The 11064-nt window shown below is 69.2% G+C and carries 11 protein-coding genes; 8 read left to right on the top strand and 3 right to left on the bottom strand.

All coding sequences use genetic code 11. The annotated features are described in order from the left end of the window. The 3 genes from ACRDPS_RS10680 to ACRDPS_RS10670 all read left to right on the top strand — a co-directional run. The coding region (locus ACRDPS_RS10680) for a hypothetical protein (RefSeq protein ID WP_431501613.1) at positions 1–483 on the top strand (483 nt) is incomplete at its 5' end. Then, positions 480–1229: an ABC transporter ATP-binding protein gene (locus tag ACRDPS_RS10675; protein WP_431501612.1), complete on the top strand. Its 750-nt coding sequence runs from the start codon at positions 480–482 to the stop codon at positions 1227–1229. The genes ACRDPS_RS10680 and ACRDPS_RS10675, both read left to right, overlap by 4 nt. Before the next feature lie 23 nt (positions 1230–1252). Further along, positions 1253–2635, top strand: a complete 1383-nt coding sequence (locus ACRDPS_RS10670; protein WP_431501611.1) for a glycosyltransferase 87 family protein — start codon at positions 1253–1255, stop codon at positions 2633–2635. Here the strand turns inward: ACRDPS_RS10670 and ACRDPS_RS10665 are convergent. Further along, positions 2586–3875 (bottom strand): hypothetical protein, encoded by a 1290-nt coding sequence (locus ACRDPS_RS10665; protein WP_431501610.1) that lies wholly within the window; start codon positions 3873–3875, stop codon positions 2586–2588. The genes ACRDPS_RS10670 and ACRDPS_RS10665 overlap by 50 nt on opposite strands. Then, a complete protein-coding gene (locus ACRDPS_RS10660) occupies positions 3868–4440 on the bottom strand; it encodes a SigE family RNA polymerase sigma factor (protein ID WP_431501609.1) in 573 nt (190 codons plus the stop codon). The genes ACRDPS_RS10665 and ACRDPS_RS10660 overlap by 8 nt, the downstream gene beginning before the upstream one ends. Before the next feature lie 93 nt (positions 4441–4533). Between ACRDPS_RS10660 and ACRDPS_RS10655 the strand changes: the two genes are divergently transcribed. From ACRDPS_RS10655 to ACRDPS_RS10640, 4 genes are all read left to right on the top strand, one after another. After that, positions 4534–6240: a DUF885 domain-containing protein gene (locus ACRDPS_RS10655; RefSeq protein WP_431501608.1), complete on the top strand. Its 1707-nt coding sequence runs from the start codon at positions 4534–4536 to the stop codon at positions 6238–6240. Between the two features lie 140 nt (positions 6241–6380). After that, positions 6381–7472, top strand: a complete 1092-nt coding sequence (locus ACRDPS_RS10650; RefSeq protein ID WP_431501607.1) for a DNA glycosylase AlkZ-like family protein — start codon at positions 6381–6383, stop codon at positions 7470–7472. 123 nt (positions 7473–7595) lie between these two features. Beyond that, entirely contained in the window at positions 7596–8033 is a 438-nt protein-coding gene (locus tag ACRDPS_RS10645; RefSeq protein ID WP_431501606.1) for a VOC family protein, read from the top strand. An 80-nt stretch (positions 8034–8113) separates the two neighbouring features. Then, on the top strand, positions 8114–8779 hold the full coding sequence (locus ACRDPS_RS10640; protein WP_431501605.1) for a GOLPH3/VPS74 family protein: 666 nt from the start codon (positions 8114–8116) through the stop codon (positions 8777–8779). Positions 8780–8875: 96 nt separating this feature from the next. Here ACRDPS_RS10640 and ACRDPS_RS10635 read toward each other — a convergent pair whose 3' ends face one another. Continuing rightward, a complete protein-coding gene (locus tag ACRDPS_RS10635; RefSeq protein WP_431501604.1) occupies positions 8876–10009 on the bottom strand; it encodes an epoxide hydrolase family protein in 1134 nt (377 codons plus the stop codon). A gap of 114 nt (positions 10010–10123) precedes the next feature. Between ACRDPS_RS10635 and ACRDPS_RS10630 the strand changes: the two genes are divergently transcribed. Then, the coding region (locus tag ACRDPS_RS10630; protein WP_431501603.1) for a helix-turn-helix transcriptional regulator at positions 10124–11064 on the top strand (941 nt) is incomplete at its 3' end.

Below are 11064 nucleotides of genomic sequence, written 5' to 3'. Positions count from 1 at the left end.
TTGGTCTCATGGACCGTCAGCCACCAGACAGTCCCAGTCTTGACGTTCGCGCCGCTCATCCTCGCCGCGACCCTCGCGCTCTGTCTCGATTCCCGGCTGCCCGAGGCTGAGCTCACCTCGATCCGTCCCGTCCCGATCTTGGACACGCTTCTGATCACCACCGCGCTCGCCGTGACCCTCGCAGTCACCGCAGTGGCGTACGTCCTCACTCACGCCGACGAGACACTGGTCCTCGCCCGCAATGCCGTGTTCCTGACCGGCCTGATGCTGACCGCGAGATCCTTCACCGCACGGGGCGGCATCGTCGTGGCCACCGGCTGGGTGCTCGTGGTGATTCTGGTCGGCCGCCGCGCACCGTCCGAATACTTCTCATGGGCAGTCACCGGCCTTCCGATCGACGTCCCGCACGCGACGATCGCCGCCATCGTCGCGATCACCCTCGGCGTACTTCTGACCTACCTCACCGCAAGGAAACTCCCATGACTCTCTGCTTCGACAACATCAGCTACCGATACCGGCCGTGGGGCAAGGACGTGCTCGCCGGGTTCGGCTACGAGCTTCCCGATGGACTCACGATTCTGTTGGGACCGAACGGCGCCGGGAAGTCGACCCTGTTGCGGCTTGGTGCCTCGGTCACCTACCCGCGACGAGGGCAGGTCGGTGTCGACGGCATCTCCTCCAAGGCCCGCGACTTCCGGCGGCACGTCTCGTGGATGCCGCAGACCGTCACTGCCATGACCGGGCTGACCGCTCGCGAGCAGGTCTCCTACACGGGGTGGCTCAAGGGCATGAAACGCTCGGAGGCATGGGATGCGTCCCTCGACGCACTCGCCACGGTGAACTTGGTCGACCAAGCCGATCACAGGACGAAGACACTCTCCGGCGGGCAGCTGCGGCGACTCGGCGTCGCATCCGCGACTATTCACCGCAGCAGCGTCCTGCTCCTGGACGAGCCGACCGCTGGGATGGATCCGACACAGCGGCGTACGTTCCGCGACATCCTCACCAGGATCGCTGACCGCGGCGTCAAAGTGCTGATGTCGACCCACGACGTCGCCGACCTCGCCGAAGATGCCAGCCACGTGACCGTGATGAGCCACGGGCAGATCCGTTATGACGGGCCTACCTACGACTATCTGCGGTATGCGCCTGGCGGGACCCCGGAGAGTCGCCTCGCCGAAGCGGCGTACACCGTGCTCACGCTCGGAGGCTCCGCCGTCCCGCAATAGATACTGCATGTAAAGATTGCCGGGTGATCACCTTCTCTCGGCGATATCTCCTGGTCACCCTGGCTTGGCTGGTGACAAGGGGATGGGTGGTGGTGCTCTACGGGTTCCCGAGCGCGGCCGAGGGCTGGTTCGACTGGTCCGGAGCCGAGTGGGGAGTGGTGGGCGACGTCAACTACTACCGCGAGAGTCTCGACGCCCTTGCCACAGAGGGGGTCGCGGGCACGCTGGTCGAATATCCGGTCCCCGCGCTGCTGCTGCTCTGGATCCCGTACGCAGCGATCAACCTGCTGGGCCTGAGCGGGGACGCCTTCGTGGTGGCCGTGCTGGCGATGGCCGCCCTGACCGATCTGCTCTTCATGGCGCTGATCGTCCGGAACCGACGCGCCGAGCACCCCAGGCTCGGGGTCTCCGGCGCCGAGGCGCTGTGGCTGGCCGCCATCCCGGCGCTGGGGGCGACGGCGTACGCCCGTTTCGACCTGTTCCCCGGGATCATGGTGGGTCTGGCGGTGCTCTACGCGGTCAGGAAGCCGAAGGTGGCGGCGGCGTTCGCAGCCTTCGCCACCGGCGCGAAATACTGGCCGATCCTGGTGATCCCGGCCCTCGCCGCGTCCCGCCGCGCCCGGAAGCGTGTCATCCTCACCGTCGCGATCACCGGCACCGCCCTGGCCGGCCTCAGCCTCGTCCTCGGTGGCTGGGACCGGCTGATGACGCCGCTGACCTACCAGAGCGAGCGCGGCCTGCAGATCGAGTCGGTCTTCGCGACCCCGGCGATGGTCGCGTGGGGGCACGGCTCGGCGGGCTACGTCGTCGACTACACCGAGTGGAAGGCGTACGACATCTCCGGGCCGACGGTCGGGGCACTGCTCCTCGCGGCGACCATCGCGTCGGTGGTCGCGGCGGCGCTCGTCATCGTCTGGTGGGTGCTCGCCTGGCGGCGGCTGGGCATGCAGCAGAGCAGGCGGAACGGCGACGCGACCGAGGAGACGATCGTCTGGCTGGTGCTCGCCACGGTCGCCGCGTTCCTGGTGACCAACAAGGTGCTCAGCCCGCAATACATGCTCTGGCTGCTACCCGCCGCCGCGGCCGGGATGGTCCTGCTCCAAGGGCGCGCCCGCAGGAGGCTCGGGGTCTGGTCGCTCGTGCTGGTCGTGGCCACGTTGCTGACCCACGAGATCTTCCCGCGGATGTACGGCTACATGCTCACCTACAACGACATCGGCTCGCCGTGGATCACCGAGGTGCTGGCCTGGCGCAACGGCCTGCTCGTGCTGCTCTTCCTCTACGCCGCCTGGCGCACGACCCGGCTGCTGACGATCTCCGCCTCCGCCCACCCCGAGCCGGGGGCGGAGGCGGAGATCACCTCAGGCAGACCCGGGCGACGTCGCCCTGAGCCGAGTAGATCGTGACCGGCTCCTCGGCGAACACCGGGCGGCAGGCCACCGTGGTCAGCTCGTGCACGCTGATCCCGTCGTAGAACCCGTGGTCGTCGCAGTTCTCATAGCTCACGTAGACGTCACCGGGCTCACCTCCGTCGCGGAAGATCCGGAGGATGACGTACGAGTCGACCGGCTGCCCGGCCATGCAGTTCGCCGGGGTGTTCGGACCGGAGCGGCCCGGGGCGAGGTTGATCGCCTCCACCAGACCGGCGGCACCCGCGCCGGTGATCTCTCGCGAGCCGGTGATCGAGGCCGAGGACGGCTCGTACTGGCAGATCGCGACCGACTCCGGAGCGTCCCCCTCCAACGGTGGGCTCGAGGGCTTGGACTTCGGCCGCACCGGGTCACCCTCTGCCAGCGGCGACGCGGTCTCGCAGCCGTAGGGGTCCTTCGCGACGGTCGTCAAAGTGCCCTTGATCTCCTGGTTGACCTTGTCGTCACCGGGCCCGGTGAGGATCGAGACGAGGTACTCGTTCTTGGCGAGGACCCGGGTCAGCAGCCAGCCCTCGTGCTCCCACGAGCCGGTCTCCTTGCCCTTGGCCTCGGCCTTCTTCTCGACCTCGAGGTAGGGCTGCCACAGCGAGAACGGCACCTTGCCGAACTGCTTGGGGAAGTCCCGGTCCTCGGTGTTGTTGCAGGCGATGGACGCCACCGGCCGGTTGATCACGTTCGCGACGTACGGCGTGCGCGGCACGGTGTCCCACTGGTCGCCGGGCTCGGCGATGCACTCCGGCAGCGCGGGCGACGCGGCGTCGGCCCAGTCCTTGGGGACCTGGGCGGCGACGTCGTAGCGGACCGCCCAGCGCTTCCCGGCTGCCGGCGCGGGCAGACCGGACCGGTCATCCTCGGCGTAGGTGCCCTCGGGCGCCTCGGCCGACTCGCCGAGCGCCTTGGGCGCGTCCCCGGAACGGGCCTCGGCGCCGGAGGTGTCGCCCGCGGCGGTGCTGTCCTCGCCGCTGCCTCCGCCCTGGAGGTTGGCCACCACACCGCCCAGACCGACGACGGCCACCACCGCGGCGGCCGCGGCCAGGATCCAGGTGCCCCGCCGGCGTACCGGCTTCTCCTTGGTCGCCTCGACCGACTCGGCCATCACAGCCGTCTCGACTTGTCCGGAGGACTCGGGGATCGCGAGCTCCCGCGGCTCGAAACCGTCGGCCTCGCGGGCCAGCGCGGCCCGGAAGGCCCGCTCCTCGCGCTCGAAGTCACTCATCTTCAACCCCCTCGTTCAGTCCCTGATCGTTCAAACGCTGCCTCAGCTTCGCCAGCGCCCGGTGCACATGTGAGCGGGCGGTCGCCTCCGCGCAGTCGAGCACCGTCGCAATCTGCGCGAAGGACAGGTCCTCGTAGAAACGGAGCACGACGGCGGCCCGTTGGTTCACCGGCAGCGTCTGCACCAGCGCCCAGGCCTCGTCCGCGTCGTGCGTCTCGGGGCCGGGCGTATGGCTGGTGGCCATCGGCTCGACATCCTCGACCAGCACCAGCCGGCGCCGCTTGCGCCACCCGCTGATCGACCCGTTGACGATGCTCCTCTTCACGTACGCCTCCGCCGTCCCGGACTCCGCCAGCGAGTCCCACCGCGGCATGGCGCGGATGAGCGCGTCCTGCACCAGGTCGGGAGCGTCGGAGTTGTTGCCGGTGACGAGGTAGGCGAACCGCTGCAGCGCGGGACCTCGCGACGCCACCCAGGAGCTGAAGTCCGCACCTTCGCCCGGCCTTCTGCCGCCGGCCGTCTCGGCCGGCTCCTCCTCGGCATCCACGGACACCTCCTCTGGCACGTTCACACACCTCCTACGCCAAGTCTGGCGTGTTCGTTGCGTGTCGGCCGGAATTGAGCTGTCCCGGCACGCCCCATATCTATGGTTGTCCGGGTGACCCCTCCGACTGGCTCAGGACACCGCCGCGACGTTGACGCCCGCACCGATCGCTACGTCGAGGAGCTGTGCGCCCTCGACCCGCTGACCGCGACGTACGTGGGGGTCGCGGGCCACGACGCGGACCTGCCCGACCTCTCCCCCGACGGGATGGCGGCGCTGGAGGATCTCAACCGGACGGCCTACGCCGATGTGGCCGCGATCGAGGCGGTCGACGAGCGCGAGCAGGTGGCCAAGGAGGCGTTCCTGGAGCGGGTCGGGCTCGACATCGAGTTCGCCGACGCGCAGCTCGACCGGAAGTTCGTCTCCGTCATCGAGAGCGGCATCCACGGCCTGCGCGAGGTCTTCGACCTGATGCCGACCGACACCGAGGACGACTGGGCGGCGATCGGCGCACGGCTGGCCGGAATGCCGGGCGCGGTCGCCGGCTACACCGCGACGCTCCGTGAGGAGGCCGCTGCGGGACGGGTCTCGGCCGCCCCGCAGTACGCCGCGGTCGTCGACCAGATCGTGGGCTGGACCGGGCAGAGCGGGGCCACGGGCTTCTTCGCGGGTCTGGTCTCGCGGGCGCCCGAGGACGTACCCGCCTCGCTTCGCGCCGAGCTCGAGGCCTCGGCCGCCAAGGCGAACGACGCGTTCGCGGAGTTCGGCCGGTTCATGGGAGCCGAGCTGGTGCCGTCCGGGTCGCCGAAGGAGGCCGTCGGGCGCGACCACTACCAGCTGGCCTCGCGCCGCTACCTGGGTGCCGAGATCGACCTGGAGGAGACGTACGCCTGGGGCTGGGAGGAGCTCGAGCGGCTCTCCGACGACATGGACGTCACCGCCGACCGGATCCTGCCGGGTGCCAGCGTCGTGGAGGCGGCGGCCCACCTCGACAAGGACCCCGAGCGCACGCTCGACTCGCCCGGCGCGCTCCAGGAGTGGATGCAGACCACCGCGGACCGGGCCGTCGCGGACCTGAGCGACACGCACTTCGACATCCCCGAGCCGATCCGGCGGATCGAGTGCATGATCGCGCCGACCTCCGACGGTGGGATCTACTACACCGGCCCGTCGGAGGACTTCTCCCGTCCCGGCCGGATGTGGTGGTCGGTGCCCGACTCGGTCACCCGGTTCAGCACCTGGCGCGAGCTGACCACGGTCTACCACGAGGGCGTTCCCGGTCATCATCTCCAGGTCGCGCAGACCGCCTACCGGGCCGAGGTGCTCAACCGCTGGCAGCGGCTGATGTGCTGGGTCTCGGGACACGGTGAGGGCTGGGCGCTCTACGCCGAGCGGCTGATGGACGACCTCGGCTACCTCTCCGACCCCGGCGATCGCCTCGGCATGCTCGACGGGCAGTCGTTCCGGGCCGCCCGGGTGATCATCGACATCGGGATGCACCTCGAGCTCGCCATCCCGCGGGACGACAACCCGTTCGGGTTCCACCCCGGGGAGCGGTGGACGCCCGAGCTCGGCCGCGAGTTCATCGGTCAGCACTGCCTCATGGAGGACGCCTTCCTCGACTTCGAGGTCGCCCGCTACCTCGGCTGGCCCGGCCAGGCACCGTCCTACAAGGTCGGCGAGCGGATCTGGCTCCAGGCCCGCGAGGACGCCCGCGCCCGCGCCGGGGACGCCTTCGACCTCAAGGCCTTCCACCGCTCCGCGCTCGACCTGGGATCCCTGGGCCTGGACCCGCTCCGTGCAGCTCTGGCACGCCTCTGACCCCAACCGGTCGAGTCGGCTCATCGTGACCAAGATCCACGCCGAGCCGGCTCGTCATGACGAGCCGACTCGGCTGCTTTTCGCGTCAGAACGAGCCGACTCGACCGGAAAACGTCCGGAACCCTCCCTAGGGTGCTGATGTGACCACCACTCTCACCCGCGAGCAGGCACGACGGATCGCGGTGCGCGCCCAGCTCCTCGACGCCCACCGCCCGTCCTCGCTCGTGCAGACGGTCGACCAGCTGACGCTGATGCAGATCGACCCGACCAAGGCGATCGCGCCGAGCGCGGATCTGGTGGCGTGGTCGCGGTTGGGTGATGCGTACGACCACTCGGACCTCACCTTCGCCCTCGAGCAGGAGCGATCCCTGGTGGAGTTCTCCAGCTTCATCTTCCCGATGGACGAGATCGAGACGGTCCTCGCCCTCTCTCCCGGCCGGATCCATCACTCCGCCGTCGACTGGGTGAAGGCCAACAACCGGTTTCGTACGCAGATCCTGGACCGCCTGCGAGCCGACGGCCCGCTCGTGGCCGGCGAGATCGAGGACACCTCCGAGGTGCCCTGGGCCTCGAGCGGCTGGACCAACGACAGATCCGTCCTCCGGATGATCGAGCTGCTCAACCGGATGGGCGACGTCGCGATCGCGGGCCGCCGAGGCAAGCTGCGCACGTGGGACCTGCCCGAGCGCGTCTACCCTGCTGACCTGCGGCTTCCTTCCATCGAGGAGGCGTCGACCGTCGAGACCGACCGCCGCCTGGCCTCCCTCGGGATCGCCCGCCCGGGACGGAAGGACACCTCCGGCGGCGAGGTGCTCGGCGGCGGAAGCGCCGGCGTCGCGTGCACCGTGGCCGGCGTGGACGGTGAATGGCGGGTCGATGCCGAGGCGCTGGCCGCTCTCGAGGACGGGTTCGCGCCGCGTACGGCTTTCCTCTCGCCCTTCGACCGCCTCGTCTACGACCGCGACCGGGCGCTGGACCTGTTCGGGTTCGAGTATGTCCTGGAGATGTACAAGCCGGCCGCGAAGCGACGCTGGGGCTACTTCGCCCTCCCGATCCTGCACGGCGAACGGCTGGTGGGGAAGCTCGACGCGAAGGTCGACCACAAGAAGGGGCTGCTGAACGTCTTCGCCGTCCATGAGGACTTCGGCTGGACCGCCGAGATCGGCGACGCCGTCGAGGCTGAGATCGACGCCCTTGCCGGATGGCTGGGCGTCGAGATCACCCACCCGTGAGGGGCCCCGCCGAACTAAATATGGGTAGATGGGCAAACCGACGCGAATTGACCTTCTCAGCATCTTCTGGCGCGCCTACTGTGAGCGAACGGGGTCGGAAATCGATCAAAGGAGACGATCCGGATGGCAACGCTCAACCCCTACATCAGCTTCAAGACCGAGGCCGCTGAGGCGCTCGAGTTCTACCGGTCGGTGCTCGGCGGCACCGTCGAGACGACGACGTTCGGCGACATGGGCGACGCGATGGGTCCGCTGACCGAGGACACGAAGACGCTGGTCATGCACGGCTCGCTCACCCTCGACGACGGACTGGTCCTGATGGCCTCGGACACGCCTCCCGGGATGGACCACGTCGCGCCGTCCGCCGGGGTCACCGTCGCCATGACCAGCTCCGACCTCGCCGATCAGCCTCGGTTCGCCGAGTACTTCGCCAAGCTCTCCGAGGGCGGGACGACCGGGATGCCGTTCGAGCAGGCGCCGTGGGGTGACCACTTCGGCCAGTTCGACGACAAGTTCGGCGTCAGCTGGATGTTCGACGTCGGCGACGGGCAGCCTGCCTGATGGTCGGATAGACCAAGGTCCGATCGAATCTCCTCCTTTCGTAGGAGGCCACGACGAGTGCGTCCGCGTACCGTCGAAGCATGCTCATAGCCGAAGACCTGCTGCTGCTCGTGCTCGACGACGAGAAGGGCACGCTCGCCTCGTCCTGGGTGCAGCAGGCGCTGGGCGGTGCCATCCTGACCGAGCTCGCCATGGCGGGCTCGGTCGAGGTGATGCCCAAGTCCGGGTTCACCCCGGCCAAGGCGATGGCCGTCCCGGGGCGACGCCCGGACGAACCGATCCTGGCCGCTGCGTACGACTCCTTGGCCGTCAAGCCGATGTCGGCCAAGAACGCGGTCACCAATCTCGGCAAGGGCCTGCACGAGGCTCTGGCGGCGCGGCTGTGCGACCGCAACATCCTCAGGCGCCGCGACGACAGGATCCTTGGCATCTTCCCGCGCACCACCTGGCCGGCGGCCGACTCGACCCACGAGAACGCCGTACGCGGCCAGCTGGTCTCCGTCCTCGTCCAGGGGGCCACGCCGGATGCTCGGACCGGGCCCCTGATCGCCCTCCTGTCCTCCATCGACCTCGCCCACAAGGTGGTCGACACCCGCGGCGTCGGCGCCGGGGCCGTGAAGAAGCGCGCGAAGGAGATCGCCCGGGGTGACTGGGCGGCCAAGGGCGTCAAGGACGCCATCGAAGAGGTCATGGCGGTGATGACCACCGTGATGGTCGCGACGACCGCCACCACGGCGACCACCTGAACAAGGTCGAAGATCGCAGTCACCTGGTGACTGCGATCTTCGACCTTGTTGGACCTTGTTCGAGCCCGTTCGAGCCCGTTCGAGCCGTCAGAGCCGTCAGGCGAAGAAGGCCTTCAGGTCGGCGGCGATGTCGTCGGGGCGCTCCAGGGCGGCGAAGTGGCCGCCCTCGGGGAACTCCGACCAGTGCTGGATGTTGGCGTTGTCCCGCTCCGCGAGCGACCTGATCGTCTGGAAGTCGTCCTTGAAGACGGCGACCCCGAGCCGGCCTTGGGAGACCTCGGGCTCGCGCTCGGCGTGCCCCTCCTCGTAGTGGTAGCGCGCCGCCGAGGCGTAAGAGTTGGTGAGCCAGTAGTAGGTCGTCTGCTCGATGACCTGCTCGGGGGTGACCAGCGAGGTGCCGTTGCCGAAGGACTCGAAGAGCTCGCTGTACGCCAGCGTCCCGACCGGCGAGTCGGCCAGCGCCGCGCCGATCGTCTGGGGCCGGGAGCCGTTCATGGCGTTGTAGCCGCCGACGGACTGGAACCACTGCATGTGCTCCAGCGCGGCGTACTCCTTCGGCCCGAAGCCCTCGAACTCGCTCGGGTCGCCCGAGGGGAACGAGAAGAGCTGCAGGACGTGCGCCCCGAGAAAGCCCTCCGGGTTCAGGATCGCCAGCTCGCGGCCGATCATCGCGCCGCCGTCGCTGCCGTGCACCCCGTAGGAGTCATATCCCAGCCGGCGCATCAGGATGTCGTACGCCTCGGCCACCCGCTTCATCGTCCAGCCGGCCTCGACCACCGGCGTCGAGAGCCCGAAACCGGGCATCTCCGGGATCACCAGGTGGAACTCGTCGGTCAGAGACTCGACCATCGGCAGGAGCTCCAGGAACGAGCCCGGGTAGGTGTGGGCGAGCAGGATGGCCTTGGCCTCCGGGTTCGAGGAAGGTACGTGGACGAAGTGGATGGCCTGGCCGTCGATCTCGGCCAGGTGGTTCGGCACCGCGTTGATCCGCGCCTCGACCGCACGCCAGTCGAAGCCCTTCCAACGCTCGACCATGTCGGCGAGATAGGCCGTCGGGGTGCCGTAGTCCCACGAGTCACCGGGCACGCTCGGGGCGAACCGGGTGCGCTCCAGGCGGGAACGGAGGTCGTCGAGGTCGGTCTGCGGGAACTCGACGGTGACGGTGCTGATCTCGCTGCTGGACTGGGCACTGATTCCGGCGATGATTCCGTTGCTGACCTGCGTGTTCATGACTTCTCCTTGGTGGGTTTCCGACCTTGTGGGACCCACGCTATGAACGGTTCCGGCAAGCCTGATTCCGGAATTCGCTCGCCCGCCCAACTTTCTTGCCGCAGTCTGTGAACCGTGCTGGAAACCTCTGCGCGACTGCTCGCGCTCCTCGGCCTGCTGCAGTCCTCGGCCGGCTGGACCGGTGCCGATCTGGCCACCCGGCTCGATGTCTCCGAGCGCACCGTGCGCAACGACATGACCAAGCTCCGCGAGCTCGGCTATCCGGTGGAGTCGGTGCGTGGCCCGGGCGGTCGCTACCGGCTGGGCGCCGGTGGCAAGCTGCCGCCACTGCTCCTCGATGACGAGGAGGCGGTCGCGGTCGCCGTGGGTCTGCGGGCCGCAACCGGCATCACCGGTGTCGCCGAGACCAGCGCCCGGGCTCTGGCCAAGCTAGACCAGGTGCTCCCCGACCACCTGCGCCGCAAGCTGGCCGCAGTGGTCGACGCCATGGAGGCCGGCCCGGTCAACACCGACAGCAACGTCCCCGACCCGGACGTCGACGCCGGCACCCTGCAGACACTGGCCACCGCGATCCGGGACCGCACCGGCGTACGCGCTGACTACCGCGGCGAGCCGATCGAGGTCGAGCCCTACCGACTGGTCGCCTGGCAGCGCCGCTGGTATCTCGTCGCCCGCGACCCGCGCGCCGACTCCTGGCAGCCGCTGCGCGTCGACTGGCTGCGCCTCAAGGTCCCCGGCGGGCGCCCGTTCCGTCCGGCTGATCCGCCGCTTCTCAATGGCCAGAGCGATCTCACCGAGTTCGTCGTACGCGAGGTCGCCCGCACCGGCTGGGCCGTCCACGCCCGCCTGGTGATCGCCGCCTCCGCCGAGGAGGTCATCTCCCGCATCAACCCCGCCGTCGGCACCGTCGAGCCGATCGCCCCCGACCGCAGCGTCCTGGTCACCGGCGGCGACAGCCTCGAGGTCGTCGCGGTCTGGATCGGCATGCTCGGCCTCGACTTCACCGTGGAGTCACCCCCGGAGCTCCGCGACCACCTCGCGATCCTCGCGACCCG

It is taken from the genome of Nocardioides sp. (assembly GCF_050699375.1).
Lineage (GTDB): Bacteria > Actinomycetota > Actinomycetes > Propionibacteriales > Nocardioidaceae > Nocardioides.
This window is presented reverse-complemented; position numbering and strand designations above follow the sequence as displayed.

What these genes read in the sequence shown, in the direction of transcription:
- ACRDPS_RS10635 (WP_431501604.1), bottom strand. Translation starts at nt 10,009, where the DNA reads ATGAACACGCAGGTCAGCAACGGAATCATCGCCGGAATCAGTGCCCAG.
- ACRDPS_RS10645 (WP_431501606.1), top strand. Translation starts at nt 7,596, where the DNA reads ATGGCAACGCTCAACCCCTACATCAGCTTCAAGACCGAGGCCGCTGAG.
- ACRDPS_RS10675 (WP_431501612.1), top strand. Translation starts at nt 480, where the DNA reads ATGACTCTCTGCTTCGACAACATCAGCTACCGATACCGGCCGTGGGGC.
- ACRDPS_RS10640 (WP_431501605.1), top strand. Translation starts at nt 8,114, where the DNA reads ATGCTCATAGCCGAAGACCTGCTGCTGCTCGTGCTCGACGACGAGAAG.
- ACRDPS_RS10665 (WP_431501610.1), bottom strand. Translation starts at nt 3,875, where the DNA reads ATGAGTGACTTCGAGCGCGAGGAGCGGGCCTTCCGGGCCGCGCTGGCC.